The following is a 25707-nucleotide window of genomic DNA, read 5'->3' on the forward strand; positions in this document are numbered from 1 at the left end:
TTTCCGTGGCGGGCACAGGAAACTGTCCGTGGCCGGGCGGGTGGGCTGCGCAGGGGCGTGAGCCGCATGGATGCGGCGACCGAGCTTACAGGGACGTACTTGCAGCGTCCCCTGCGCAGTCCACCCGCCCGGCCCAGCCCAACCTCTGCCGGGCGCGCCGCGAGGGGCGCCGCCGTTGGCCGTTTACCGCGGCCAGGCGTTGGCGATGGTGCAGAACAGCCGTGCGGTCTGTTCGGTGTCGTACACCGCGCTGTGCGCTTCATTGGCATCCCAGCCCAGCCCGGCGGCATTGGCCGCGCGTGCCAGCACGGTCTGCCCGTAGGCGATGCCGGCCAGGGTGACGGTGTCGAACACGCTGAAGGGATGGAACGGATTGCGCTTGTGGCCGGTGCGGGCCACGGCAGCATTGACGAAGCCCAGATCGAAATGGGCGTTGTGGCCCACCAGGATCGCGCGCTGGCAGCCGTACTTCTTCATGGCCGCGCGCACCGGGGCGAAGATGTGGTCCAGCGCCGCCTTTTCTTCCTTGGCCAGCCGGAACGGGTGGTCCAGGATGATGCCGGTCACTTCCAGCGACTTGGGATCGATTTCCAGACCTTCGGCGGGAACCACGTGCGCGCTGGCGGTCTGGCCGGGGTAGAGCAGGCCGTTCTCGTCCATCTCGATCGGCACGGCAGCGATTTCCAGCAGCGCGTTGCGCTGGCTGTCGAAGCCGCCGGTTTCCACATCGACCACCACCGGCAGGAAGCCGCGGAAGCGTTGCGACATCGCGCGCTGCGCCGGCGGTGCTACGGAAACGGGGGCGGCGTCAGCTGCGGGGATGGGGTCATTCATGCGCGGATTCTAGCAGAGCGACCCTGAGCGCCCGGCCACGCATCGCATGGCCGGGCGTTGCACCGGGATCAGCGACGGGCCAGCACGACATCGGCGATCACGCCCGTGGCCACGGCAATCAGCACGTAGCGGCCGTCGACCTTGCGCCATTCCTGGCCGCGTGCCGGGGCACGCAGGCCATGGTGGCGGTAGTCGCGGACGAACTCGCCGCGGTGGTCATGGGCAAGCTTGTGGCCGCGACGCGGCGGATCGCGACGGTCGTCGTGGTGATCCTTGCGGCCATGGTGGTCGTCGCGGCCACCAGCGCCATAGGGTGCGGCCATGGCGGGCGAAACGGCGGTGGCCAGCAGGGTCAGTGAAAGGGTGGCGGCAATCAGGCGCTTCATGGGGTAACTCCGGGGGAAGGACGTGGTCGTCAAGGCCACGGATCCAGCATCGGATTTTTTTAATGAATAGGCGATTAAATCGGCCGATCCCGCGGTTTCGGTGCGTATCGGCATGTAACGGGGCGGCGCGACTGCCAGCGTGTCATCCACGCATCCACGCTCAATGGTCCTGCACCGTTGAACAGCAGCGGCAGCAGCATGGCCATGAACAGCACCGGCAGTTTGAAGTTGCCATATCCCTGTTCGCTGATCGCATAGCCCATCGCCAGGTCGCCCAGCGATTCCCAGTGCATCGGCCAGTGCACGGCGTAGGTGGCCACCGCGGTAAGCACCAGCAGGCTGGCGGCGGCGTAGCGGGTACCCACGCCGAACAACAGGCAGGCCGCACCGACCAGTTCGAACCAGGTGGCCAGCTGCCAGTTCACGCTGGCCGGCAGCTGGTTGAACGGAAACGGAAAGGCGTGCTGCAGTTCGCTGAACCAGTTCTGGCCCAGTAGTTTCTCGCGGCCGGATTCAAAGTACTCCCAGGCCAGCAGAAGGCGGATGCCCAGTGGGGCCAGCCAGGGGCCGCAGCGGTCCAGCTGGCCGCTCAGGGCGGCCAGGGAGGGGGTTTTCATCGGGAAATCTCCTTGGGCCGATCAGGCCACGGTGGGAAGCGGGCCGATCACACCGGCCTGCAGGAACTGCTGCAGCAATGCGCTGCCGGCGTCGGTCAGACCTTTGGCGTCGAGCTGGTACAGGCGGGCCAACTGTTGCAGGTACTGCTGGCCGGTGCTGCCGGGCGCCTCGACGATCAGCATCAACAAGTGCGCGGCCAAGGGGCTGAGCTGGGCAAAGCGCACCACGCCGTCGGCATCGCGGCGGACCAGCAGCCCGGTCGGTTCGGCGGGCACGTCGGCAGGGGCATCATCGCTACCCAGCCGGTGCACCGGCCAGGCGTACAGCAGCGGCCAGGCCAGCGCCGAACAGCGCAGCGGCACCTGCATCGGGTCAATGCCGGTGGCCGGTGGCAGCGGCTCGGCCGCGCGCTGGTATAGCTCGGTCTCCACCCATTCGTAGTGCGCCAGCTCGGCCAGCGCGGGGTGGGGCAGCTGCGGCTGCGCCTGCAGCCATTGCACGAACTCGGCCGCCACCGCGGTGAACAGCGGCGTGCGCGCGCGATGGTGGGCGAAGTAGTGCCGCACCAGGTCGGCCCAGGCCGGTTCGCCGAGCAGGCGCACGCAGACCGGGAAGCCATTGCCGAGCAGGCCCAGCAGGTTGTTGAACAGCAGCCGCTGGTACACCGCCACCCGTCGCGGATCCAGATCGGCGGGCGCGGGCACGTGCTGCGGGTCGCGCAGGTGCGCGGTGAACGCGTGCTGCTGCGCGCGCAGGGTGGTTGGAGCGTCAGCCATGTGCAGCTTCCCCATGGCGGGCCTGCAGGCGGCGGATGGTGTGCAGTTCGCCCAGCAGTTCGGCATAGGGCGGGAAGTTGAAGTCGCGCTCGAGCAGGGTGGGGCGCGGGCCGAAGCGGGCGTAGCTGCGTTCCAGCAGCGCCCACACCGGGTCGATCACCGCGCTGCCGTGGGTATCGATCTTCAGGTCCGGGGCCTCGTCCAGGTGGCCGGCCACGTGCAGACAGACGATGCGCTGCGCCGGCAGGCCCGCGATGAACGCGTCGGCATCGTAGCCATGGTTGCAGGCATTGACGTACACGTTGTTGACGTCCAGCAGCAGGTCGCAGTCGGCCTCGGCCAGCACGGCGTTGGTGAAGGCCAACTCATCCATCGCCGGCTGCGGGGCCAGGTAGTAGGACACGTTCTCCACGGCAATGCGGCGGCCCAGCAGGTCCTGCACGCGGGCGATGCGTGCCGCGGTGTGGCGCACGGCCTCTTCGGTGAACGGGATCGGCAGCAGGTCGTACAGCTGGCCTTCGTCGCTGCAGTAGCTCAGGTGCTCGCTGTACAGCGGCACGCGGTGGCGATCGAGGAAGCGGCCGACCTGCTGCAGCAGCTGGGTGTCCAGCGCAGCACTGCCACCCAGCGACAACGACAGGCCGTGGCAGCTCAGTGGATGGCGCCGGGCCAGTTCATCCAACGCCTCGCCGGCAGGTCCACCGACGTTGATCCAGTTTTCCGGCGCGCACTCCAGGAAATCGAAATCACCGGCCGGGGCATCGCGCAGGTCCTGCAGCAGCGCCCGCCGCAGGCCCACCCCGACGGCTGCCGCGGGCAGCGGCAACCGTGGGTGGACGACGCTGGCCGCAGCGTCAGTGCTTGCCACCGCACTTGCCTTCGCCGCACTTGCCTTCGGCCGCCTTTTTGCCGGCGTCGGTCTTGGCCTTGCCCTTGTCGGCGCCACACTTGCCTTCGCCACACTTGCCCTCGGCCGACTTCTTGTCGGCGCCGCACTTGCCCTCGGCACCGCACTTTCCTTCGGCGTGCTTTGCATCGGCAGCCTTGGCCGCCTGGCCGGCCACCAGATAGCCCTGGGCAAGGTCGGTCATGCTCAGGGCCGAAGCACTGGCAGTCACGCCGAGGCCCGCGGCCAGTGCAGTGGCGGTCAGCAGGGACAGGGTCTTGTTGGAACTGCTCATCGGTCGAACTCCTTGGGTGGTGGGCGGGCGCCCGGGGTGAAACGATGGTGCAGTCATCCTACTCACCGAATCCTCGCCGAGGACTCAAATTTTCGTGAGAATTGTTACAGACGGCGTGCGCGCAAACGAAAAGGCCCCCGTCATTCCGACAGGGGCCTTCAGACGCGCATCTGCTGTTGCAGCGCAGTATCAGATGTGGTCTGTGCTCGAGGTCTCGTCGCGCTTCTCACGCGGCGGCAGCGGCTGCTCACCGTGCACCAGGAACCAGACGTTCTCGGCGATGTTGGTGGCATGGTCGCCCACGCGCTCCAGGTTCTTGGCCATGAACAGTAGGTGCGTGCACGGGGTGATGTTGCGCGGGTCTTCCATCATGTAGGTCAGCAGCTCGCGGAACAGCGCGGTGTACTGGGCGTCCAGGCGGGCGTCGTCCTGGCGCAGTTCCAGCGCGGCGTCGGCATCGTTGTCGCGGTAGGCGGCGATGGCGCGGCGCACCTGCTGCGCGGCCAGGCGGCCCAGCGCACGCAGGCCCTGGATCTGCGGCAGCGGCGGCACCTTGCCCAGCGCGATGGAACGCTTGGCCACGTTGGCGGCGTAGTCGCCAATGCGCTCGATGTCGGCCGGAATGCGCAGGCCGGCCAGGATCTCGCGCAGGTCGCGGGCCATCGGGCCACGCAGGGCCAGGCGCATCACGTCGTGGCTGATCTGCTGCTCCAGCTGGTCGATCGCTTCATCGTTGGCGATGATGCGGTGGGCGGCGTTCTCGTCGCGCTTCTCGATGACGTCCATCGACGCCTCCAGCTGGGCGACGGCCATCTCGCCCATGCGCACGATTTCGGCCACCAGGCGCTGCTGCTCTTCGTCGTAGCTCTTGACGATATGGTCGTTGGGAAGATTCATGGTTGTTCCGCTCGGTAGAGTCGAGCCATGCTCGACTGACGTGATGTGTAGAGTCGAGCCATGCTCGACTGACATTGTCTGTCTGTCGACTGCTGCTTCAGCCAAAACGACCGGTGATGTAATCCTCGGTCTGCCGCTGCGACGGCTGCGAGAAGATCACTTCGGTACGGTCGTGCTCGATCAGGTCGCCCAGGTACATGAAGGCGGTGTAGTCGGACACGCGCGCTGCCTGCTGCATGTTGTGGGTGACGATGACGATGGTGTACTCGTGCTTGAGCTCTTCCACCAGCTGCTCGATGCGGCTGGTCGAGATCGGGTCCAGCGCCGAGGTCGGCTCGTCCAGCAGCAGCACCGACGGGCGCAGGGCCACGGCACGGGCAATGCACAGACGCTGCTGCTGGCCACCGGACAGGCCCAGCGCGCTCTGCCCCAGCTTGTCCTTCACTTCGTCCCACAGCGCGCCCTGGCGCAGCGCCTGCTCGACGCGGTCGGCCATGTCGGCCTTGCTCAGCTTCTCGTGGTGGCGGATGCCGTAGGCCACGTTCTCGAAGATGGTCATCGGGAACGGCACCGGCTTCTGGAACACCATGCCGACCTTGCTGCGCAGGCGGTTCATCGGGTACTTCGGCGACAGGATGTTTTCGCCGTCCAGCAGCACCTCACCACGCGCCTCCAGCTTCGGGTACAGCGCGTAGATGCGGTTGAAGATGCGCAGCAGGGTCGACTTGCCGCAACCGGAGGGACCGATCAGCGCGGTCACGCGCTTTTCCGGGATCTCCAGGTTGATGCCCTTCAGGGCGTGGAACTTGTCGTAGTAGAAGTCCAGACCACGCGCGGCCAGCTTGACCGGCGACGGCGTGTGCAGGTTCTCGTGCGAGGCCGGCACCGCGATGCGCTGCATCGGCACGGCGTTGGAGAGGTCGTTCATGGCGGTATCCACGGAAAGGTCAGTCATGGGAGATACGGTTGCGCAGCAGGATGCCGCGGGCGGCAAGGCTGACCAGCAACACGAAGACAGTCAGCACCAGGGCGCCGGCCCAGGCCAGCACCTGCCAGGATTCATACGGGCTGCCGGCGAACTGGTTCATCACCACCGGCACCGAGGCCATCGGCTGGAACACGTTGCTGTTCCAGTACTGGTTGCCGAAGGCGGTGAACAGCAGCGGCGCGGTTTCGCCGGAAATGCGGGCCAGGGCCAGCAGGATGCCGGTAATGATGCCGGCCGATGCACTGCGGTACAGCACCTGCACGATCACCTTCCACTGCGGGATGCCCAGCGACAGGGCCGCTTCACGCATCTGCGAAGGCACCAGTCGCAGCATTTCGTCGGTGGTGCGCACCACCACCGGCAGCACGATGAAGGCCAGCGACAGCGCACCGGCGAAGGCGGAGAAGCTGCCGCCGGTCTGCATCACGTACAGGGTGTAGACGAACAGGCCCAGCACGATGGACGGTGCCGACAGCAGGATGTCGTTGACGAAGCGGACCACGGTGCCGGCCTTGCGGGCGTTGCCGTACTCGGCCAGCCAGGTACCGGCCAGCACGCCCAGCGGGGTGCCGATGCCGATCGCCAGCGCACACATCACCGCGCTGCCGAAGAAGGCATTGGCCAGGCCGCCTTCCTGCATGGGCGGCGGGGTCATCTTGGTGAACAGATCCCAGTTGATGCCGGCAAGGCCCTTGGCGGCCAGGGTGAACAGGATCCAGCCCAGGAAGAACAGGCCGAACAGCGCAGTGGCGCAGGACAGTGCGATGGCAACGACATTGCCGATGCGGCGGCGCAGGTACAGCGAATCAGCGGTGGTGGACATCAGTTGCCCTCCTTGCGGGACAGGCGCATCAGCATCAGGCGGGCGATGGCCAGCACCACGAAGGTGACGATGAACAGGACGAAGCCGAGCAGCAGCAGCGCCGAGCGGTAGGTTTCAGTGGCTTCGCCGAAGTCATTGGCGATCAGCGCGGCGATGGTGGTGCCCGGTTCCAGCAGCGACGGCGACAGGCGCACGCTGTTGCCGATCACGAACGCCACGGCCATCGTTTCGCCCAGCGCACGGCCCAGGCCCAGGAAGATGCCGCCGATCACCGCCGAGCGGGTGTAGGGCAGCACGATGTCCCAGCTCACTTCCCACTTGGTGGAACCCAGCGCATAGGCCGATTCCTTCAGGCGGGTAGGTACGGTCAGGAACACTTCGCGCATCACCGACGAGATGAAAGGAATGACCATGATCGCCAGCACGAACCCGGCGGTGAGCATGCCGATGCCCAGCGGCGGGCCCTGGAACACCGGGCCGATGATCGGCCACTCGCCCAGGGTTTCATTGAGGAACGGAGTCACGTACTCGGTCATCACCGGCACCAGCACGAACAGGCCCCACATGCCGTAGATGATCGAGGGAATGCCCGCCAGCAGTTCGATGGCGGTGCCGACCGGGCCACGCAGCCAGCGCGGGGCGACCTCGGTCAGGAAGAAGGCGATGCCGAAGCTGACCGGCACGGCGATGACCATCGCGATGAGCGCGGTGACCAGGGTGCCGTAGATCGGGGCCAGCGCACCGAACTTGTTTTCGACCGGGTTCCAGTCGGAAGAGAAGAAGAAGCTCAGGCCCTGCATCTGCAGGGCGTGGCGACCACCCCACAGCATCGACAGCGCGGCGCAGGCCAGGGCGATCAGGACGAAGATGACGGTGCCGACCAGCACCCATCGGAACAGTTTGTCGTTGCGGGCATCACGCGTGTCACGCGTGGACGGGGCGGCTACAGGCTGGGCGATGGCATTCATGGGGACGGCAGGGCCAGGAAAGGGCGGGGCGGCACGGCGTGGTAGAGACGGTGCCCGCGCAGGGCGGGCACCGTCGGGTCCGTCACTTCAGCTCGGTGCCCCAGTAGGCCTCGATCTGCTTGACCAGCTCGGCCGGCAGCGGCACGTAGTGCAGCTCGTTGGCCTGGGCCTGGCCGTTTTCGAAGGCCCACTTGAAGAACGCCAGGGCGTCCTGGTTGCGCTTGGCATCCTTGGGCTGCTTCTGCATCAGCATGAAGTTGGTGGCAGTGATCGGCCACGCCTGCTCACCCGGTGCGTTGGTGATGACCAGGTTGAAGTCCTTGGCGCTGGCCCAGTCGGCGCTGGCGGCAGCCGCGGCGAAGGTTTCAGCGTTCGGCTGCACCCAGGTGCCGGCCGCGTTCTGCAGGGCGGTGTAGGGCATGGCGTTCTGCAGGGCATAGGCCAGTTCGACGTAGCCGATCGAACCCTTGATCTGCTTCACGTACGAGGCCACGCCTTCGTTGCCCTTGCCACCCACGCCGTCCGGCCACTGCACCGAGGTGCCTTCGCCGACCTTGGTCTTCCATTCCGGGCTGACCTTGGACAGGTAGTTGGAGAAGTTGAAGGTGGTGCCCGAACCATCCGAACGGTGCACCAGGGTGATCTTGTCCTCCGGCAGGGTCACGCCCGGGTTGGCGGCGACGATGGCCGGGTCGTTCCAGGTCTTCACCTTGCCCAGGAAGATGTCGGCCAGCAGGGCGCCGGTCAGGCGCAGCTTGCCCGCTTCCAGGCCTTCGATGTTCACCACCGGCACCACGCCGCCGATGGCCGAGGGGAACTGGGCCAGGCCGGCCTGGGCCAGTTCGTCGCTGGCCAGCGGCTTGTCCGACGAACCGAAGTCGACGGTACCGGCCTTGATCTGCGCGATGCCGCCGCCCGAACCGATCGACTGGTAGTTGATCTTGGCGCCGGTGGCGGTGTTGTAGTCAGCCGACCACTTGGACACCAGCGGGAAGATGAACGAGGCGCCGGCGCCGGACACTTCAGCGGTCACCTTGTCGCCGGCAGCGGCCGGGGCGGCGGCGCTGTCGGCGGTCGGCTGCTGCGCGGCCTGCTTGTCGCCACCGCAGGCCGACAGGCCCAGGGCGATGGCCAGGGAAAGGGCGGCGAGGCCGGCCGAGTGCAGTTTCATGGTCACTCCATAGCGGGGTAGAGCCGACACCGTCGGCGGATGCGGCTATGAAATGATGTTTTTGTTACAGCCGTATGACGTCCATGACAGAGGTGTCGGACATCACGTTCTGACGGGGGTTTCACGGGGGCGGTAACGCCCGGGGCGGGGCTGCCCGGGGCCACCGCGGCCCTGGACTGCGCTCGGTGGGCGGGATTCTGCCCGTGTAGAGTCGAGCCATGCTCGACTGCTTTTCGCCGTTGTAGAGTCGAGCCATGCTCGACTGCTTTTCGCCGTTGTAGAGTCGAGCCGTGCTCGACCTGCTTTTCGCCGTTGTAGAGTCGAGCCGTGCTCGACTACGGCCCATCAGTCGAGCATGGCTCGACTCTACAGAACCGGTGCACCCCAAAAAAGAAAGGCGCCGGACCCGAAGGTCCAGCGCCCGTTGGGGCCGGCGGGGGAGAGAGGACCCGCCGGCCCCCGTTCCTGCGGGGGAACGCCTTGCTACGCCACTCAGTACTTCAGGTTCTGGGTCCAGTAGGTTTCAATCTGCTTGACCAGGGTGTCCGGCAGCGGCACGTAGTCCAGCTGCTTGGCCTGCGCATCACCGTTCTTGTAGACCCAGCGGAAGAATTCCTGGGTGGCCTTGGCGCCGGCCACGTTCTTCGGCTGCTTGCGCACCAGGATGAAGTTGGTGGCGGTGATCGGCCACGCTTCGGCGCCCGGGGCGTTGGTCATGACCAGGTAGAAGTCCTTGGCGCTGGCCCAGTCGGCGCTGGCGGCAGCGGCCGAGAACGAGGCATCGGACGGCTGCACGATCTTGCCGGCGGCGTTCTTCATCGCCGCGTAGGACATCTTGTTCTGCAGCGCGTAGGACAGTTCGACGTAGCCGATGCCGCCCTTGATCTGCTTCACGTAGGCGGCCACGCCTTCGTTGCCCTTGCCGCCGATGCCGGCCGGCCACTGCACCGAGGTGCCTTCACCGACCTTGCTCTTCCACTCCGGGCTGACCTTGGACAGGTAGTTGACGAAATTGAAGGTGGTGCCCGAGCCGTCCGAACGGTGGACGATGGTGATCTTGGCGTTGGGCAGGGTCAGGCCGCTGTTCAGGGCGGCGATGGCCGGGTCGTTCCAGGTCTTGATCTTGCCCAGGAAGATGTTGGCCAGGGTCGGGCCGTCCAGCTTCAGCGCGCCCGGGGCAACGCCGGCCACGTTGATCACCGGCACCACGCCGCCGATCACCGACGGGAACTGGGCCAGGCCGGCGGCTGCCAGTTCTTCCGGCTTCAGCGGGGCGTCGGAAGAACCGAAGTCCACGGTCGCCGCCTTGATCTGGGCAATGCCGCCGCCCGAACCGATCGACTGGTAGTTCACCTTCTTGCCGGTGGCGCCGCTGTAGTCGGCCGACCACTTGGACATGACCGGGTAGATGAACGATGCGCCCGCGCCGGTCACATCGGCGGCATTGGCGGCAAACACGGACGATGCGGCCAGGATGGCGACAGCGGCGCGCGACTTGAAGGCGTGGATCACGGGAGAGACTCCTGGGGTGGTCGAAGGGCGGCTGCCCGACGTTTCGGTGCACATTCCATAACGGTTGCGTGACACCCCTGCGTCTGTCACATGACGCATCCATGACAGCGTGGGTGGCGGTGGCCGCAACAAAAAAGGCACGGCCGAAGCCGTGCCTTGGGTGCGCGCAGCGCGGGCGCCGCAGCGCTCGCTGCTTACCAGAAGAACTGGGCGCGGGCTTCCAGGATGTTCGGATCGTCATTGACGAAGCCGCGGGCGCTGGAGCTGTACTTCTTGCTGTCCACCATCACGTAATTCAGCATCAGCTTGAAGTTCGAACGCCAGTACCAGTTGGCGCCGACGGTCCAGATGTCCATCTTGCCGCCCAGCACGCCATCGACGATCGGCGGACGGCCGGCCACCGGGTTGGCACTTACATTGCCGTCGTTCAGATCCATGTGGTCGTAGCGCACGCCCAGCTGCCACTGGCCGCTGGCCGGGTTGTCCGGCAGGCCGGTGCCCGGGGTGCCGCCCTTGTAGCTCCAGGTTTCGCCGGTCACGTTCCACACGCCGCTGACGTAGTAGCCGTCGCTGGTGTAGTTGTCGTGGTCATAGCGCTTGGCTTTGCTGCTGTAGTACTCGGCCTGGGCCTTGAACGGGCCCTGGAAGTACATGGCTTCGGCGCCGACGGTGCTGACGCGGTCGGTGTCGGTCATGTTGCCGCTGTCGACCAGGCGCGCGGTGGCCAGGTCGGCGTTGGGGCGGGCACGCACGCGCAGGGTGTCGGCGTCGGCGTCGTAGTCCACATAGCTCAGGCCGAAGTGCAGCACCTGGCCCTTGTCGTTGATCGGCGCCCAGGTGCCACGTGCGCCGTAGCCGCTGCCGTGGGCCAGGTTGCGGGTCAGTTCGCGGCCGAAGGCGCTGGCGGTGACCGACCAGTTGTCCTGGCCGTAGCTGTACGCGCCACCCAGGCGGCGGGCGACGGCGTAGGTGTTGGTCACCGCGGCCTTGGAAATGAAGTCGTTGTTCTTGGTGCTGGACAGTTCTTCCAGGCTGTTGGGCTGCTTGAACTGGCCCAGCTGCAGGAAGTGGCTGCTGTTGCCGGCCAGCTTGTACTTCACGTTGGTGTCCAGGAACTTGTCAGCCTTGGCGTCGTAGCCGACCACCCATTCCACGTTGCCCGGGCCCTTGCCCTTCAGCACCAGCTCGGCGCGGCGCAGTTCGAATTCGCTGTCCTTGCCGTTGCCGGCGTCACCGCCGTTGAGGTCCACGACGTCATTGTCGAACCAGTTGCCGTCGGCCTGGACCAGGCCTTCGAAGGTGATTTCCGAACCGCCGATCACATCGATGGCGACTTCAGCGTGGGCGGCCGGCACATACAGCGCAGCAGCCACGGCCACCGTCAGGAGTTGGTGATGCAGTTTCATGGGAAGGAGCCTTGCAGGCAGGTGGGAAGATGCGCGCAGGCTAGAAGGTGAAGATTGCGTAAATGTGACAGTTCACGCGCAACTGCACGCCCCGCCACGGCAGGGCCTGCCGATGTAAACGCTTGCATGTGACGCTGCGGTTGCGCCCCGATTGCAATAGATCCACACCACGCGTGGATGCTGTCGGTGGCGGGTCAGAGCCTCTGCGAAAGGGATCCGACCCTGGGTACGCCCGCCTACGCGGCGGTTTTTTCCTTGAACCGGCACAGATCGGCAATCACGCAGCCCGGGCAATCCGGTTTGCGTGCCTTGCACACATAGCGCCCGTGCAGGATCAGCCAGTGGTGCGCATCCAGCAGGAACTCGGCCGGAATGGCCTTCACCAGCCGGTCCTCTACTTCGCGCACGTTCTTGCCCGGGGCCAGCCCGGTGCGGTTGGCCACGCGGAAGATGTGCGTGTCCACCGCCATCACCGGCTCGCCGAACGCGGTGTTGAGCACCACGTTGGCGGTCTTGCGGCCCACGCCGGGCAGGGCTTCCAGTGCGTCGCGATCGCGCGGCACTTCGCCGCCATGCTTTTCCAGCAGGATCGCGCAGGTGGCGATCACGTTCTTCGCCTTGGCGTTGAACAGACCAATCGTGGCGATGTACTTCTTCAGGCCTTCCTCGCCCAGTGCCAGGATCGTTGCCGGTGTATTGGCCACCGGAAACAGGCGGCGGGTGGCTTTGTTCACGCCCACGTCGGTGGCCTGTGCGGACAGCGCCACCGCCACCAGCAGCTCGAAGGGCGTGCTGTATTCCAGTTCGGTCTTCGGGTGCGGATTGAGTTCGCGCAGACGGGTGAACATTTCCACCACGTCGGCGCGCGGCATCACGCTGCCGCGGCGCGCCGGTGCGCGCGGGGTCTTCTTCGCGGTGGCCATTACTGTTCCTTGCCTGCCGCGCGGGCCTTGGCCCGGGCCAGGATGGCGGCGGCGGCGGAAGGCAGGGCAGGTTTCACGTCCGGCGCCGGTGCCGGCATGCGCCGTGCATCGCGCTCGGCTTCGCGGCGGGCCAGGCGCACGGCACGGTCGCGATAGCGCTCGCGTGCGGCCCAGGCGCGCTGCAGCTGCTGCTGGGCGTGCAGCAGGCGCTGCGCAAGTTCGGGGTGCTCAGGCAACAGGCGCGCATCGTCTGCGCGGGCCACGTAGTCCATCAGGCCTGCCTGCAGCGCGCCGTCGAGATCGTCTGCCTGGACCCGGGCAAACAGCTGCACGGGGTTGGGTCGGGATGCCATGGCGTCAGCGGTTCTGGAAGGCCGGCGGGCGGCGCTGCAGGAACGCGCTGGTGCCTTCGCGCATGTCCTCGGTGGCGAACAGCAGGCCGAACTGCGCGCTCTCGTATTCCAGGCCGGATTCCAGGCTGCATTCGCCACCCACGTGTACCGCGTCCAGCAGGCCACGCAGGGCCAGCGGCGCCGACTGCGCCAATTGCCGCGCCACGGCCTGCACGCGCGCGTCCAGCGCATCGGCGGGCACCACTTCGTTGACGATGCCCAGGGCCAGCGCACGGGCCGCGTCGATCGGGGCGCCCAGCAGGCACAGTTCCAGGGTGGCGGCGCGGCCGCACAGGCGCAGCAGGCGCTGGCTGCCGCCGAAACCGGGAATCAGCCCCAGGTTGATCTCCGGCTGGCCGACCTTGGCGGTATCGGCCGCGATGCGCAGGTGGCAGGCCATGGCCAGTTCCAGCCCGCCGCCCAGCGCGAACCCGTTCACCCGGGCGACCACCGGCTTGGGCATGCGCTCGATCTGCCGCATCAGCTGCTGGCCCAACAGCGAGAAGTCACGTCCCTGAACCGCGCTGAGGGTGTTCATTTCCGCGATATCCGCCCCGGCCACGAAGGCCTTGGGGCCCGCTCCGGTCAGCACCACCACCCGCACCGAGGGCTCGGCGGCCGCGGCGCTGAACGCCTGCGCCAGGGCCTGCAGGGTGGCCGCGTTCAGTGCATTGAGCTTCTCCGGGCGCTGCACGGTGAGGGTGCGGATGGCACCGTCGTCGGCCACGGTAACGGGGTGCTCGGCGGGGGCTGGGGCCACGGAAGACTCCTGAAACGTTAAAAAAAAGTGAGATTGAACTCTTGAAACGCAGACAGGTCATAGCCTGCGTGGTCAGTGGCGGTTCCACCTTATGGCCGCTATCCTAACCCGTCGCCTCAGGGCGGCGCAGAACGTCCCTGAGTTACCACCCCTGGAGAACTGTTTGATGAAGTTGCGTTCTATCGCGGTCGCCGTCGCGGCCCTGGCCCTGACGGGCAATGCCTTCGCCCAGGACGTCTCGTCCGAAAAGGGCAAGCTGAGCTACTACTTCGGTTACGACTACGGCAACAACCTGGCAGAGCTGACCGCCCGCGGTGAGCAGCTGGACATCAACTCGGTGGTGAAGGGTCTGCAGGACGCCTACGCCAAGAAGCAGCCGGCGATCACCGCCGAGCAGCTGAAGCCGGCCGTTGAAGCGTTCCAGAAGCGCGAGCAGGGCCGTGCCCAGGCTGCCAAGGCCGAGTACGAAAAGGCTGCTGCCGAAAACAAGACCAAGAGCGACCAGTTCGTTGCGGCCAACAAGGCCAAGGCGGGCGTGCAGTCGCTGCCGAGCGGTGTGCAGTACCGCGTGATCGAAGCCGGCAAGGGCGCCAAGCCGACCCAGGCCAGCACCGTGCAGCTGGAAGTGGCCGGTCCGTACCCGTTCGGCCAGCGTCCGACCGAAGCGCGTCCGGCTCAGCAGATTCCGTCGATCAAGGTCAGCGAAGTCGAAATGAAGGCCATGCGCGAGACCCTGCTGCAGATGCCGGCAGGCTCGAAGTGGGAAATCACCCTGCCGCCGGACCAGGCGTACGGCGCCGACCCGCGTACCGGCTTCCCGCCGAACGTGGCGGTGCAGTTCGAAGTGAAGCTGGTCAGCGTCAAGTAAATCGAAGTAGTGAACCGAACGCGCCGGTGGTTTCCACCGGCGCGTTTTTATTTGCGCGCCACACGGTGGCCGACGCTGCCCCAAACATGGCCATTCGCGCTACTGTTGCAGGGGTGCAAACTATGGAAGAAACGTCGCGTGTTGTCGCAAGCCCCTGCATCGGCGTGTGCAAGCTGGACCTGGCCCGGCGCTGTACCGGTTGCGGGCGGACCCTCGATGAAATCGCGCGGTGGTCGTCGATGAGCGACACCGAACGCGACCACGTGCTGCATCGGCTGCTGCCGCTGCGCGAACAACTGCAGCACTCACTGCGGGGTTCGCTGGCCGACCACGAACGCCTGCTGCGCGCGCTGCATCCGCTGGCCGAGCCGCCGCAGGGCGATGGCTGGAACCGCAGCGAACTGATCGACCTGCTGCCGCCGGGCCCGGCGGTGGAGGCGGCCGTGCTGGCCGGCATCGTGCCGCGTGCCAACGGCGCGCAGGTGATCCTGACCCGCCGCACCGAAACCCTGCGCCAACATGGCGGCCAGGTCGGTTTTCCCGGTGGGCGCACCGAACCGGATGACCGCGACGCGCTGGCTGCTGCGCTGCGCGAAAGCCAGGAAGAGATCGCGCTGGCGCCCACCCAGGTGCAGGCGCTGGGCTACCTGGACCCGTTCGTGACCATTACCGGTTACCGGGTCACCCCGGTGGTGGCGGTGATCGATCCGGACTTCGTGCCGGTCGCCCAGCCCAGCGAAGTAGCCGAAGTATTCGAAGTACCGCTGGATTACCTGATGGCGCCGGACAACCTGCACCAGGTCGAGATCAACCATCGCGGACGCGTGCGCCACGTGCTGGAATACGGCTGGCCCGGTCAACGGATCTGGGGCGCCACGGCCGCCATCCTTTACAACCTGCGCCGCCGCCTGGAGCAAGTGACATGACGCCGAACGACACGACGTGGACCACCCTGGTCGATGTGCCCCGCCTGGCCGCTGCACTGGGCGAATCCATCCGCGTGGTCGATGCCCGCGCCACTGCCAGCACCGCCGTGCGCGTGGTCGATGCACGTGCATCGTTGGCCGACCCGCAGGCCGGGGCAGGGCAGTACGCCGCCGGGCATATTCCCGGTGCGGTGTACGCCGATCTGAACCACGATCTGTCCAACCTGGCCCGCACCGGCCACGGCCGCCACCCGCTGCCGGACAGCGATGCCTTCGCCGCAACGCTGGGGCGATGGGGCATCACCCCTGAAACCCAGGTGGTGGTGTACGACGGCAGCGATGGCAGCATGGCCGCCGCGCGCCTGTGGTGGCTGCTTCGCTTGATCGGGCACACCCGCGTGGCCGTGCTCGACGGCGGCATGGCGGCCTGGCTGGCGGCCGGCCAGCCGGTGGTGACCGGCCGCAGCGAGGTGGCCGCCCAGCCGCCCTATCCGGGACGCTTCGACAGCACCCAGGTGGCCAGCGCTGATGAGATCGCCACGCGCCTGAAGCACGCCCCTGGCTGGCTGGTGGACGCCCGTGCCGGCGAGCGTTTCCGCGGTGAAGTGGAGCCCTTGGATCCGGTGGCCGGGCATGTGCCCGGTGCAGTCAACCGCCCCTTTGCCCTGAACGTGGCCGACGGTCGCCTGCGCGATGCACAGGAACTGCGCGCCGAACTGCAGAGCGTGATTGGCAGCCAGGACCCGCAGCGGGTGGTGCTGATGTGCGGCTCGGGCGTGACCGCCTGCCACCTCCTGCTGGCGATGGAAAGCGCCGGCCTGAGCGGCGCCCGCATCTACGCCGACTCCTGGAGCGGCTGGGTCAGCGACAGCAGCCGCCCGGTCGCCACCGGCGCCTGAGTCGCGCGGGGTCGGTAGCCGTGCAAGGCGCAGTCGAGCGTGGCTCGACTCTACAAAAGCGCATTTCGATTGATTTGACCCCGTACCGACCAACGGTCGGCACCCACCATCAGCAGCAGGTTCCAACAGATTGCGGCGAACTGTCGAAGGCGGCGTAGGTCCGGTTGAGGGGGCGTGAGCCGCATGGATGCGGCGACCGAGCTTACATGGGTGAGGGCGCTTTGCTTGCGAAGCACTGCTTCGCAAGCGCCCGAACGCCCAGCCGCCAGCGGCTGGGCCGGGCCCCGGAGGGGGACTTGCAGCGTCCCCCGCAGCCAGACCCACCTCGCCTCCCACGGAAAGCCCGCTTTTGACGTTGCCGTTGCCGGTGCCGTTGCCTCGGCAGGTGCAGGGCGCAGCCCTGCCAGCTACTCCCCCAACCCCTGCAACGGCACCTTCGCCAGCACCCGTGCCCACGGGAACAACGGGCCGGGATCACGTTTACGCGCCACCGTCAGCGTTGGATCATCGCTGGCCGGCACCTGTTCCAGGTCCAGCTGGTCATGCCCGGCAATCTGCCGCAGCGACGGATAGCGCGCCACCAGCGCCTGCAGCAGGGCCTCCAGCGCCTGCAGTTGCGCCTCGGTATACGGCTCGTCCATCGCCTGGTGACGGCTGTCGAACCAGTCCGGGTAACGCCCGGTATTGACCAGTTCGATGCCCACCGTGTCCGCGTTCATGCCGCGCACGTGATGGGCGATGCGTTCGGGCGCCACGTACTGCACCACGCTGCCGTCGCGATCGATGTAGAAATGCCCGCTGTTGCCCGCGCCGCTGTCGTACAGCACACGCTCGCCATACTCGCGGGCCATCGCCAAGTCGGGCAGCTCGGTGCAGTGGATCACCACCATCCGCAGGCTGACGGCATCACGCAGGGGCAGGCGGTCGTGGTAGGGCAGTGGCTGCAGCTGCAGGCCGGGCAGGAGCGGGGTGGGCATGCGGCGATGCTAGCATTGCAGGATGAACCTGCCTTCCCGATCGACGTTGAACCGCTCCCTGGGAGCGCATGCATGAGCCGCGGCCACTGCATCCTGTCCCACGGCTTCGAGAGTGGCCCGGAGGCGACCAAGGTCACCGCGCTGGCCGAAGTCGCCCAGCGCCTGGGCTGGACCCACGAGCGCCCCGACTACACCGACCTGGACGCCATGAGCGAGGTCAGCCGCGTGGGCGACGTGCGTACCCGCCTGCAGCGCCTGGTGGAACGGGCCGCCGCGGCCGCCGCGCAGGGGCCGGTGGTACTGGCCGGCTCCAGCCTGGGCGCCTACATCTCCGCCATCGCCTCGCTGCAGGTGCCGGTGGCCGGCCTGTTCCTGATGGTGCCGCCCACCACCATGGGCCCGATGCCGGCGCTGGACGCCGCCGCCGTGCCGACCAGCGTGGTCCAGGCCTGGCACGACGACGTGGTGCCCGCCGCCGGGGTGATCGCCTGGGCGCAGGCGCGCTCGGCGCAGCTGCTGCTGGTGGACGATGGCCACCGCCTGGAACAGCACGTGGAGGCCTCCGCCCAGGCCTTCGAGCGCCTGCTGCGGCAGCTGTGAAGCCCGGGCGCACGGCGCGCCCGCCCGCATTGACTACAATGGCAGCCCCGCCGCCCCCGGCGCGGGCCTGCTGGCCGTTCCCGCGGCCCTCCCTTCCGAAAGGCCTGGCGCTCGCGCCGCGCCCGTCCACCTGCGAACCGATCCCGTGAAATTCTTCGTCTCCTGCGCCAAGGGCCTGGAATACCTGCTTGCCGACGAACTGTCGGCCCTGGGCCTTGGCAAGGCCACCGCCACCATCGCCGGCGTCAACGCCGAAGGCGAGCTGGCGCAGGCCCTGCGCATCGTGATGTGGTCGCGCCTGGCCAGCCGCGTGCTGTGGCCGATCGACGAGTTCGACTGCCCCGACGAGCAGGCCCTGTATGACGGCGTGCGCGCCCTGCCGTGGCACGAGCACATCAAGCCGGAGATGACCCTGGCGGTGGACGCGCACGTGTCCGGCGACAAGATCACCCACGCGCGCTTTGCCGCGCAGCGGATCAAGGACGCCATCGTCGACCGCATGCGCGATGAAGGCCTGGAACGGCCGTCGGTGAACACCGATCTGCCCGATGTGCGCGTGAACCTGTCGCTGCGCAAGGGCCGTGCGTCGCTGTCGATCGATCTGGGCGGTGGCCCGCTGCACCGCCGTGGCTGGCGCGGTGCCGCCCACGAGGCGCCATTGAAGGAAAACCTGGCGGCCGCGCTGCTGCTGCGCGCGCAGTGGCCGCGCCTGCACGCCGCCGGCGGTGGCCTGCTGGACCCGATGTGCGGCAGTGGCACCCTGCTGATCGAAGGTGCTCTGATGGCCGCCGACGTCGCCCCCGGCCTGATGCGCCACGGCAGCCTGCCGCCCAGCCGTTGGCTGGGCTTCGACAAGGCCGCCTGGAAGGCGATCCAGACCGAAGCGCGCGACCGCGAAGCGGCCGGTCTGGCCGCACTGAAGCCGGTCATCCACGGCAGTGACATCGATCCGGTGGCGATCCAGGCCGCGCGTGAGAACGCCGAAGTGGCCGGCGTGGCCCACGCCATCCGCTTCACCCGTGCCGACGTGGCCGACCTGGCCGCACCGGAGCAGGAGATCGGTGCGGTGGTCTGCAATCCGCCCTACGACGAGCGCCTGGCCGCCGATCCGGCGCTGTACCGTGCGCTGGGCAACGCCCTGCAGAAGGCGGTGCCGCAATGGCGCGCCAGCCTGCTGTGTGGCAACGACGAGCTGGCCTTCGCCACCAGCCTGCGTGCGTCCAAGAAGTACCAGATGTTCAACGGTGCGCTGGAATGCGCGCTGATCGTCTGCGACCCGATTGCCGTACCGGGCCGCGACCCGGCGCAGCCGCGCGAGCTGAGCGAAGGTGCGCAGATGGTGGCCAACCGCCTGCGCAAGAACCTGAAGAAGTTCAAGAGCTGGCGCGCGCGCGAGGACATCACCTGCTTCCGCGCCTACGATGCCGACCTGCCGGAATACGCGGCCGCCATCGACGTCTACGAAGAAGACGGTGGCCAGCGCCGCACCTTCCTGCATGTGCAGGAATACGCGGCACCGGCGGCCATTCCGGAAAACGACGTGCGCCGCCGCCGCAATGAACTGCTGGCCGCCGCGCGCGACGTGTTCGGCGTGCCGCCGGAACAGGTGTCGATGAAGTCGCGCGAGCGCGGCAAGGGCGGCAGCAAGTACGGTCGTTTCGAGCAGCGCGACGAGTTCATCGTGGTGCGCGAGAACAATGCGCTGCTGCAGGTGAACCTGTTCGATTACCTCGATACCGGCCTGTTCCTGGACCACCGCCCGCTGCGACGCATGATGGCCGAGCAGGTGCGTGGCAAGCGCTTCCTCAACCTGTTCTGCTACACCGGCGTGGCCAGCGTGCAGGCGGCGGTGGCCGGTGCGGCCAGCACCACCAGCGTGGACCTGTCGGCCACCTACCTGCAGTGGTGCTACGACAACCTGGCGCTGAACGGGCAGGGCGGCAACCAGCACCTGCTGGTGCAGGCCGATGCCATGGCCTGGCTGGAAGGCGATCGTGGCCAGTACGACGTGATCTTCTGCGATCCGCCGACGTTCTCCAACTCGGCCCGTGCCGACGACTTCGACGTGCAGCGCGAGCAGCTGAAGCTGCTTCGTGCAGCGGTGGCGCGCCTGGCGCCGGGCGGCGTGCTGTATTTCTCCAACAACTTCCGCCGCTTCAAGCTGGAAGAAAACGCCATCGCCGAGTTCGCCCAGTGCCGCGAGATCACCGCGCGTACGATTGGCCCGGACTTCGAGCGCAACGCGCGCATCCACCGCGCGTGGGAACTGAAGCGGGTGGGGTGAGCCCCCGCTTGGGGTCGGAGCCCCTGCGCTGCGCGCACGGGATCCGACCCCAGGATGATCGCGGAGCTCTTCGGAACCGGCTTCTGTAGCGTCGAGCCTTGCTCGACTGCGCTTTGCAGGGACCCGTGTGGCCAGCAGATCCACGCCATGCGTGGATGGCCCTAGAGCACCAGCAGGCGCCCCGGCGCATGCGCCAGCGGCCAATGCCCCTGTTCGTACAGCGCAAGCACCGGTTCCCAGTGCGCCGGCAGGCCAAGGTGTATTTCCAGCAGCCGCTGCCGGCAGGCGAACATCGCCGCATCGCGGGCGACCAGATGCAGGTCATGCGCACCGCAGCGCAGCGCCGGCTGATCCAGTGCGGAAAGCGCGCGCATCAGCGTGCGGTTGAGTTCGCGCCGGGCCTCGGCCAGTTCGGGCGGGCGGGGCAGGGCGCCATGGAATGGATCGGGATCACCGAACGTGCCGGGCATCCAATCGAAGCCATCGCTATCGATGGCCTGCAGCGCCTGGGCCAGCGACGGAACGGCAACCACGCCCGCGGTTACGGGCAATGCTTCGCCCAGTCGGGAAAAGAAGCCGATTCCAGCGATCCGTTGCAGCACGCATTCCATGCAGCCATTGTAGCTCTGGGGGGCTCTGGGGTCAGAGCCCCTGCGCTGCGCGCACGGTATCCAACCCCGGGCGGGGCTAGAGCAGCGCCACCAGCAGGCCCAGCAGCGGCAGGGCGATGGCCAGCGGTGCGATCCACTGCGGGCGGTACGGGTACAGGCCGAAGGCCAGCGGCACGCCGGCCAGGGTCAGTGCACCCAGCCACAGCACCGGGCCCATCGCCCAGCCGTGGTCGACCACGCACAGGGCGAAGGCCACCCCCAGCAGCACCCAGCCCAGCACGCGCCATTGCGTGCGCCGTGCCGGTGCCGCCGCGGCCTTCCCATGCAGGTCCTGCTGGTGTTTTTCCATCGCCAGCGACAGCGCGGTGAACGCAGAGAACGACAGGGTCAGGGCCAGCAGCATCATGCGCCGGCCTCCACTTCGGCCGCCGCAACCGGCGCCTTGGTTGCCGCTGCCGCCGCCGCGCGCTTCTTCTTCTCGGCCGCGCTCATCGGCGGCGTCCAGCGCTGCATGCGCCAGCCGCACAGGGCCAGCATCGCGCCGAAGGCAACCATCGACAGATCGAACCCGGCCAGCACCCAGTCACCGCTGCGCAGGGTCACGCCCAGGTGCGCGTGGGTGGTCAGGGCATTGACCACCGGCACCAGCGCGAACAGGGCCGCACCCAGGTACAGCTGCCAGGTCCACATCATCCGCTTGGGCCAGATGAAGGCAGCCAGCAGCGCCGCGCCCCACGCGTAGAAGAACACGTTGGCTTCGGCGCTGGAGCGTTCGGCCAGTTCCAGCGGCAGCAAGCGGTTGCCCCAGAAGTACGCAGCGAAGGCGATCGGCAGGCCGGCCACCGCGCCGATGTTCAGCGCATCGACCAGGCGCAGGCCGAAACCGATGCGGCCACTCTTGGCATGCTTGGGCCGTTCCTTCACCGCCCACAGCACCACGCCGCTGGCCACCATCAGGCAGCCGGTCAGGCCGGACAGGAAGAACAGGGCGCGCAGGCCCCAATCGGCAAAACGCGCCAGGTGCAGGCCGTACAGCACGCCGCGGGTAGCCGTGGCACCGCCGGAAGGCGGGCTTTCCTGCAGCAGCGTGCCGTTGACCATGTCGTAGCGCAGCGAGGGGGTGTCGATGGACAGGCGCTTGCCATCACGCTGGCGGATGTCGATCACCGCATTGCCCGCACCGGGGTTGGAAATGGTGAAGCCGGCCACTTCGACGCCGTGCCAGTGCGCGCGGGCGCTGTCGAGCAGGCGCGCGATGTCCACCGGCGCGGCCTTGCCCTGGGCCGGCTCGCTGACCTCGGCCATGCCACCGAACGCTTCGGCGAAGAACTTGTCCTCATCCTGCGGGTAGGCCACCTTCACCCCCCACGGCAGGTACATGATCATCAACGTGACGATGCCGGTGTAGGTGATCATGGCGTGGTACGGCAGCGCCATCACCGCGCTCACGTTGTGGAAATCCAGCCACGAGCGCAGGCCCTTGTCCTTGCGGAAGGTGAAGAAGTCCTTGAAGATTTTCTTGTGGGTGATCACCCCGGTGATGATCGCCACCAGCATGAACATGGCGCAGAAGCCGACCAGGTAGCGCGCCCAGTACACCGGAATGTAGTGCAGGTCGAAATGCAGGCGATAGAAGAAATCACCGCCGCGGGTTTCGCGCGCCTTCAGTTCGCCGCCGGTGTTCGGGTCCAGCGTTGCATCGCCGAAGGCACCGCGACGGCCCTTGGACGGATCGGCCTGGTCGGCCGGCACGCGCCAGAAGGTGCTCATCGCCGGGTTGCGCGGCTGCGGCAGCGTCACGTACCACATCTCGGCATTGCCGGCGTTGGCCTGCAGGTAATCGACGGCGCGCTGCGCGGCCACGTCGGTGCTGACCCGCGCGCTGGGCAGTTCCGGGCGCATCCAGCGGCTGATCTCTTCGCGGTAGTAGCTTGCAGTGCCGGCCATGAAGATCAGCAGCAGCAGCCAGCCCACCAGCAGGCCGGTCCAGGTGTGCAGCCAGGCCATCGATTGGCGGAATCCGTTCTTCATGCCCAGGCCCCCAGCAGGCGCGCGATCGCGGCCATCAGCAGGGTAGGCAGCAGGATGCCGACCCAGGCGCGAAGCGCACTGCGCGTGGCAAATGCCCACAGTGCGGCGCAGGCGGCCATCAGGATGCCCAGCATCATGCCGGTCAGCACGGTCTGCCCGCGCGCGCCGGGCAGGGCGACCACGCAGAACACACTGCTGACCGAGGCCAGCGCGTAGCCGCCGAAGATGGCGGCCAGCGAACGGGACAGCACGCCCCAGCGTGGGCTGGCGAAGAAGGCGCTGAGGCGGGAGCTGGCAATAGCGGGCGAGCGATCCACGGCAATCCTGCAGGTTGGTTGAAAGAAGGCCGGCGCACCGAAGTGCGCCGGGGGGCCATCCCTGGCCGGGTGCCGGTCGCAGAACCGGCACCATCCATCAGGTCATCAGAGCTTCCAGCGCAGGGTCATGGTGACATTGCGCGGTTCGCCCCAGTACACGCCGTTGTAGAAACCGACGTTGTCGTAATACTTCTTGTCCAGCAGGTTGTTGACGTTCACCTGCGCACTGAAGTTCTCATTGAAGCGGTAGCCACCGCCCAGGTTCAGCAGATAGAACGCGTCCTGGGTGATGCGTGCGCTCTGCGTGCCACCGCCGGCGACCGGCCGGGCGCTGTTGTTCCAGATGCTGCTCTGCCAGGTCACGCCGCCGCCCAGCCAGTAGCGGCTGTCGGCACCGCCGGGGCGCCAGCTGGCGTTGAGGCGGAAGGTGTCCTGCGGGGTGGTGGTCCGCTGCAGCACGCCGGCGGCGTTGCGGATCTTGGTATGGGCGAAGCCGGCCGATACGTTCCACTGCTCGCCGATGCTGCCCTGGGTTTCGATTTCCCAGCCCTTCACCTTGTTGCCCTGGCCGGTGGAGCGGTAGGCCTGGCCACCATCGGGCAGCGAGTTCAGCGGCACCGAATCATCGATCTCGGCCACGTTATCCTGCTTGCCTTCGAACACCGCTGCCGAAGCATTGAGCAGGCCGCCGAAGAACTCGGCCTTCACGCCGGCTTCGTACATGTCGCCGACCACCGGCTCCAGGTAGTTGCCGTTGCGGTCGCGGTAGTTCTGCGGCTTGAAGATGTCGGTGTAGCTGACATAGCCGCTGAAGATGTCGTTGAAGTCGTAAACCAGACCGGCGTACGGGGTCAGGGTGTCATCGGGCTTGTAGCCGGTGCGGGTGGTGCGGTTGCGGTTGCCGTTGGCATCGTAGCCGTAGGCCCACTGGCGCGTTTCCCAGCTGCCGTAGCGGGCGCCGACCACGGCCAGCAGCGGGTCGGCCAGGCGCAGGCGCGCGGCGACGTAGGCGGCGCGCTGGCGCAGTTCGTTCTCCGAGGCCAGGCGGCCGTAGCGGGTGACCGGTAGCACCGGCACGTCGCCGGTCCAGTGGCGCCAGTCGGCGACCTGCATGTAGCCCGGCGCGCTGGTATCGAACGAGGTCGCCTCCGATTCGCCCTTGCGCACCGCCTGGCCCAGGCCGAACACCAGTTCATGCTCGCGCCCGAACAGCTGGAACGGGCCGCCGACATTCACATCGAACACGTCCATCGTGCTGTGTTCGTTGAAGTGCGAGACATAGGCGGTCACGCCGGTGCCATCCGGACGCGGATTGCCGGCCGCGCCGTACCAGACGCTGCCGTCGGTATCGCGCACGGCATGGGTCACGTTGCCCTTCAGCGACCAGCCATTGCCCAGATGCTGTTCCAGGCGGGCGAAGGTGGTCTTTTCCACCATCGGCCAGCTGCTCCACGAGGCCGACAGGTTGGTCGAGCGCGGCAGGTTGGCCGGGTTGCCATCGGCGCCCCAGTACGGCACCACGCCCCAGGTGACACCGGTGGTGCGCGGCGACTGGTATTCGTAGCCCAGTTCGAACAGGGTGCTGTCGCTCAGGTCGGCCTGCACGATGCCGTAGAACACGTCCTTGTCGAGCTTGTAGACATCGCGGAACGAATCGCTCTGCTGCTTGGCGGCGACCATGCGTGCACGGATGCGGCCGTCCCAGGCGATCGGGCCGCCCAGATCGACTTCCATGCGCTGGTTGCCCCAACGACCAAGGATCAGGTTGGCGCCCATCTGCACGGTATCGGTCGGGCGCTTGCGCACCATGCTGATGGTGCCCGACGGATCGCCGGCACCAGTGGTCAGGCCGGTGGCGCCGCGAATCACTTCGATGCGCTCGTAGATCACGTTGTCGGTGTTGGTCTTGATCGAGCCACCGAAGGTGTTGAGCATGCCATCGATCTGGAAGTTCTCGATGGTGTAACCGCGCGAGACATAGTTGATGCGCTCACTGTCGGTGACCGACACGGTGACGCCGGTGACCTGGCCCATCACATCGGACAGCGAGAACAGGCCCATGTCGTCCAGGCGCTGGCGGGTGATGACCGTGACCGACTGCGGCGTCTCGCGCAGCGACAGATCCAGCTTGGTCGCACTGCGCGTGTTCTTCACCGTGTAGCTGTTCTGGATTTCGCCATCGGCGGTCACCTTCACCGTGTCCAGGGTGCGCGCATCGGCGTCGGCCGGCACATCGGCGTGGGCCAGCGGCGCGCAGAACAGCATGGCCAGCGCCAGCGCCAATGGAGAAACAACGGGAACGTTCGGTCGGGGCATACAGTGCGATTCCATGCAGGAGAAAAACATCGGCGATGGAATCCATGCGTGCGGGCGCCCGCGCGGAATCGCGCGCCCCGAGGCATCTCCCATCGCCACGCGCTGACGGCCAGGGCCGTCAGCGCACGAGGAGCCGGGGATGTACACGGGCGGAAGCGCGGTGGGGGCGCCGGGTGGCTGAGCGTACAACCGATCAGTAAATGATAGGCATTCGCATTTCGTTAATCAAGTGTGTACGCGCGC

27 protein-coding genes are annotated in these 25707 nt (G+C 67.3%); 5 read left to right on the forward strand and 22 right to left on the reverse strand.

Annotated elements, in window-relative coordinates:
- Positions 1-183: 183 nt before the first annotated feature.
- The 16 genes from rnt to C1922_RS07030 all read right to left on the reverse strand — a co-directional run bounded on the left by rnt (position 184) and on the right by C1922_RS07030 (position 13635).
- Positions 184-768, reverse strand: coding sequence for a ribonuclease T (rnt, locus tag C1922_RS06955; RefSeq protein WP_108749099.1), 585 nt, complete (start codon positions 766-768; stop codon positions 184-186).
- A 134-nt stretch (positions 769-902) separates the two neighbouring features.
- Positions 903-1220, reverse strand: coding sequence for an RcnB family protein (locus tag C1922_RS06960; RefSeq protein WP_108749100.1), 318 nt, complete (start codon positions 1218-1220; stop codon positions 903-905).
- 74 nt (positions 1221-1294) lie between these two features.
- Positions 1295-1837: a DoxX family protein gene (locus C1922_RS06965; RefSeq protein ID WP_108749101.1), complete on the reverse strand. Its 543-nt coding sequence runs from the start codon at positions 1835-1837 to the stop codon at positions 1295-1297.
- 21 nt (positions 1838-1858) lie between these two features.
- Positions 1859-2614 (reverse strand): putative DNA-binding domain-containing protein, encoded by a 756-nt coding sequence (locus C1922_RS06970; RefSeq protein WP_108751510.1) that lies wholly within the window; start codon positions 2612-2614, stop codon positions 1859-1861.
- Complete coding sequence (locus C1922_RS06975; protein WP_108749102.1) at positions 2607-3482, reverse strand: DUF692 domain-containing protein; 876 nt, start codon at positions 3480-3482, stop codon at positions 2607-2609. Before C1922_RS06975 ends, C1922_RS06970 begins: the two co-directional genes overlap by 8 nt.
- Positions 3469-3795, reverse strand: coding sequence for a hypothetical protein (locus C1922_RS06980; protein WP_108749103.1), 327 nt, complete (start codon positions 3793-3795; stop codon positions 3469-3471). The genes C1922_RS06975 and C1922_RS06980 overlap by 14 nt, the downstream gene beginning before the upstream one ends.
- 189 nt (positions 3796-3984) lie before the next feature.
- Positions 3985-4692, reverse strand: coding sequence for a phosphate signaling complex protein PhoU (gene phoU, locus C1922_RS06985; RefSeq protein ID WP_108749104.1), 708 nt, complete (start codon positions 4690-4692; stop codon positions 3985-3987).
- Between the two features lie 97 nt (positions 4693-4789).
- Entirely contained in the window at positions 4790-5620 is an 831-nt protein-coding gene (pstB, locus tag C1922_RS06990) for a phosphate ABC transporter ATP-binding protein PstB (protein ID WP_108751511.1), read from the reverse strand.
- Positions 5621-5639: 19 nt separating this feature from the next.
- The gene (gene pstA, locus C1922_RS06995) at positions 5640-6503 is read right to left on the reverse strand and encodes a phosphate ABC transporter permease PstA (protein WP_108749105.1); all 864 of its coding nucleotides are present in this window, start codon (positions 6501-6503) and stop codon (positions 5640-5642) included.
- On the reverse strand, positions 6503-7471 hold the full coding sequence (pstC, locus tag C1922_RS07000; RefSeq protein ID WP_108749106.1) for a phosphate ABC transporter permease subunit PstC: 969 nt from the start codon (positions 7469-7471) through the stop codon (positions 6503-6505). The genes pstA and pstC overlap by 1 nt, the downstream gene beginning before the upstream one ends.
- 82 nt (positions 7472-7553) lie before the next feature.
- Positions 7554-8642: a phosphate ABC transporter substrate-binding protein PstS gene (pstS, locus tag C1922_RS07005; protein WP_108749107.1), complete on the reverse strand. Its 1089-nt coding sequence runs from the start codon at positions 8640-8642 to the stop codon at positions 7554-7556.
- 492 nt (positions 8643-9134) lie between these two features.
- A complete protein-coding gene (gene pstS / locus C1922_RS07010) occupies positions 9135-10154 on the reverse strand; it encodes a phosphate ABC transporter substrate-binding protein PstS (RefSeq protein ID WP_108749108.1) in 1020 nt (339 codons plus the stop codon).
- A gap of 194 nt (positions 10155-10348) precedes the next feature.
- Complete coding sequence (locus tag C1922_RS07015; protein ID WP_108749109.1) at positions 10349-11560, reverse strand: OprO/OprP family phosphate-selective porin; 1212 nt, start codon at positions 11558-11560, stop codon at positions 10349-10351.
- Between the two features lie 236 nt (positions 11561-11796).
- The gene (gene nth, locus C1922_RS07020; protein WP_108749110.1) at positions 11797-12483 is read right to left on the reverse strand and encodes an endonuclease III; all 687 of its coding nucleotides are present in this window, start codon (positions 12481-12483) and stop codon (positions 11797-11799) included.
- Positions 12483-12836 (reverse strand): hypothetical protein, encoded by a 354-nt coding sequence (locus C1922_RS07025; protein WP_108749111.1) that lies wholly within the window; start codon positions 12834-12836, stop codon positions 12483-12485. Before C1922_RS07025 ends, nth begins: the two co-directional genes overlap by 1 nt.
- A gap of 4 nt (positions 12837-12840) precedes the next feature.
- On the reverse strand, positions 12841-13635 hold the full coding sequence (locus C1922_RS07030) for an enoyl-CoA hydratase-related protein (RefSeq protein ID WP_199912236.1): 795 nt from the start codon (positions 13633-13635) through the stop codon (positions 12841-12843).
- A gap of 166 nt (positions 13636-13801) precedes the next feature.
- Here C1922_RS07030 and C1922_RS07035 point away from each other — a divergent pair, with 166 nt between their 5' ends.
- The 3 genes from C1922_RS07035 to C1922_RS07045 all read left to right on the forward strand — a co-directional run bounded on the left by C1922_RS07035 (position 13802) and on the right by C1922_RS07045 (position 16328).
- A complete protein-coding gene (locus tag C1922_RS07035; protein ID WP_108749112.1) occupies positions 13802-14503 on the forward strand; it encodes an FKBP-type peptidyl-prolyl cis-trans isomerase N-terminal domain-containing protein in 702 nt (233 codons plus the stop codon).
- Positions 14504-14625: 122 nt separating this feature from the next.
- Positions 14626-15429 (forward strand): CoA pyrophosphatase, encoded by an 804-nt coding sequence (locus C1922_RS07040; RefSeq protein ID WP_108749113.1) that lies wholly within the window; start codon positions 14626-14628, stop codon positions 15427-15429.
- Positions 15426-16328, forward strand: coding sequence for a sulfurtransferase (locus tag C1922_RS07045; protein WP_108749114.1), 903 nt, complete (start codon positions 15426-15428; stop codon positions 16326-16328). Before C1922_RS07040 ends, C1922_RS07045 begins: the two co-directional genes overlap by 4 nt.
- Before the next feature lie 407 nt (positions 16329-16735).
- Here C1922_RS07045 and C1922_RS07050 read toward each other — a convergent pair whose 3' ends face one another.
- Positions 16736-17305, reverse strand: coding sequence for an N-acetylmuramoyl-L-alanine amidase (locus tag C1922_RS07050; RefSeq protein WP_108749115.1), 570 nt, complete (start codon positions 17303-17305; stop codon positions 16736-16738).
- Positions 17306-17377: 72 nt separating this feature from the next.
- Here C1922_RS07050 and C1922_RS07055 point away from each other — a divergent pair, with 72 nt between their 5' ends.
- Positions 17378-17905, forward strand: coding sequence for a hypothetical protein (locus C1922_RS07055; RefSeq protein WP_108749116.1), 528 nt, complete (start codon positions 17378-17380; stop codon positions 17903-17905).
- 145 nt (positions 17906-18050) lie between these two features.
- Entirely contained in the window at positions 18051-20189 is a 2139-nt protein-coding gene (gene rlmKL / locus C1922_RS07060) for a bifunctional 23S rRNA (guanine(2069)-N(7))-methyltransferase RlmK/23S rRNA (guanine(2445)-N(2))-methyltransferase RlmL (protein WP_108749117.1), read from the forward strand.
- Between the two features lie 161 nt (positions 20190-20350).
- On the opposite strand, the gene C1922_RS07065 is transcribed toward rlmKL, so the two are convergent.
- From C1922_RS07065 to C1922_RS07085, 5 genes are all read right to left on the reverse strand, one after another.
- The gene (locus C1922_RS07065; protein ID WP_234413473.1) at positions 20351-20722 is read right to left on the reverse strand and encodes a hypothetical protein; all 372 of its coding nucleotides are present in this window, start codon (positions 20720-20722) and stop codon (positions 20351-20353) included.
- A 154-nt stretch (positions 20723-20876) separates the two neighbouring features.
- Positions 20877-21206: a DUF3325 domain-containing protein gene (locus C1922_RS07070; protein ID WP_108749119.1), complete on the reverse strand. Its 330-nt coding sequence runs from the start codon at positions 21204-21206 to the stop codon at positions 20877-20879.
- A complete protein-coding gene (locus C1922_RS07075) occupies positions 21203-22831 on the reverse strand; it encodes a PepSY-associated TM helix domain-containing protein (RefSeq protein WP_108749120.1) in 1629 nt (542 codons plus the stop codon). The genes C1922_RS07070 and C1922_RS07075 overlap by 4 nt, the downstream gene beginning before the upstream one ends.
- Entirely contained in the window at positions 22828-23148 is a 321-nt protein-coding gene (locus tag C1922_RS07080) for a DUF3649 domain-containing protein (protein ID WP_108749121.1), read from the reverse strand. Before C1922_RS07080 ends, C1922_RS07075 begins: the two co-directional genes overlap by 4 nt.
- A 105-nt stretch (positions 23149-23253) precedes the next feature.
- Positions 23254-25464 carry a TonB-dependent siderophore receptor gene (locus C1922_RS07085; RefSeq protein ID WP_108749122.1) on the reverse strand — a complete coding sequence of 737 codons (2211 nt, stop codon included), beginning with the start codon at positions 25462-25464 and terminating at the stop codon, positions 23254-23256.
- Positions 25465-25707 lie beyond the last annotated feature (243 nt).

Origin of the sequence: Stenotrophomonas sp. ZAC14D2_NAIMI4_7 (genome assembly GCF_003086675.1) — a bacterium.
GTDB lineage: Bacteria > Pseudomonadota > Gammaproteobacteria > Xanthomonadales > Xanthomonadaceae > Stenotrophomonas.

Coding starts and splice junctions, on each gene's coding strand:
- rnt (WP_108749099.1), bottom strand. CDS start 768: ATGTCGCAACGCTTCCGCGGCTTCCTGCCGGTGGTGGTCGATGTGGAA.
- C1922_RS06960 (WP_108749100.1), bottom strand. CDS start 1,220: ATGAAGCGCCTGATTGCCGCCACCCTTTCACTGACCCTGCTGGCCACC.
- C1922_RS06965 (WP_108749101.1), bottom strand. CDS start 1,837: ATGAAAACCCCCTCCCTGGCCGCCCTGAGCGGCCAGCTGGACCGCTGC.
- C1922_RS06970 (WP_108751510.1), bottom strand. CDS start 2,614: ATGGCTGACGCTCCAACCACCCTGCGCGCGCAGCAGCACGCGTTCACC.
- C1922_RS06980 (WP_108749103.1), bottom strand. CDS start 3,795: ATGAGCAGTTCCAACAAGACCCTGTCCCTGCTGACCGCCACTGCACTG.
- phoU (WP_108749104.1), bottom strand. CDS start 4,692: ATGAATCTTCCCAACGACCATATCGTCAAGAGCTACGACGAAGAGCAG.
- pstB (WP_108751511.1), bottom strand. CDS start 5,620: ATGAACGACCTCTCCAACGCCGTGCCGATGCAGCGCATCGCGGTGCCG.
- pstA (WP_108749105.1), bottom strand. CDS start 6,503: ATGTCCACCACCGCTGATTCGCTGTACCTGCGCCGCCGCATCGGCAAT.
- pstC (WP_108749106.1), bottom strand. CDS start 7,471: ATGAATGCCATCGCCCAGCCTGTAGCCGCCCCGTCCACGCGTGACACG.
- pstS (WP_108749107.1), bottom strand. CDS start 8,642: ATGAAACTGCACTCGGCCGGCCTCGCCGCCCTTTCCCTGGCCATCGCC.
- C1922_RS07015 (WP_108749109.1), bottom strand. CDS start 11,560: ATGAAACTGCATCACCAACTCCTGACGGTGGCCGTGGCTGCTGCGCTG.
- nth (WP_108749110.1), bottom strand. CDS start 12,483: ATGGCCACCGCGAAGAAGACCCCGCGCGCACCGGCGCGCCGCGGCAGC.
- C1922_RS07025 (WP_108749111.1), bottom strand. CDS start 12,836: ATGGCATCCCGACCCAACCCCGTGCAGCTGTTTGCCCGGGTCCAGGCA.
- C1922_RS07035 (WP_108749112.1), top strand. CDS start 13,802: ATGAAGTTGCGTTCTATCGCGGTCGCCGTCGCGGCCCTGGCCCTGACG.
- C1922_RS07040 (WP_108749113.1), top strand. CDS start 14,626: ATGGAAGAAACGTCGCGTGTTGTCGCAAGCCCCTGCATCGGCGTGTGC.
- C1922_RS07045 (WP_108749114.1), top strand. CDS start 15,426: ATGACGCCGAACGACACGACGTGGACCACCCTGGTCGATGTGCCCCGC.
- C1922_RS07050 (WP_108749115.1), bottom strand. CDS start 17,305: ATGCCCACCCCGCTCCTGCCCGGCCTGCAGCTGCAGCCACTGCCCTAC.
- C1922_RS07055 (WP_108749116.1), top strand. CDS start 17,378: ATGAGCCGCGGCCACTGCATCCTGTCCCACGGCTTCGAGAGTGGCCCG.
- C1922_RS07070 (WP_108749119.1), bottom strand. CDS start 21,206: ATGATGCTGCTGGCCCTGACCCTGTCGTTCTCTGCGTTCACCGCGCTG.
- C1922_RS07075 (WP_108749120.1), bottom strand. CDS start 22,831: ATGAAGAACGGATTCCGCCAATCGATGGCCTGGCTGCACACCTGGACC.
- C1922_RS07085 (WP_108749122.1), bottom strand. CDS start 25,464: ATGCCCCGACCGAACGTTCCCGTTGTTTCTCCATTGGCGCTGGCGCTG.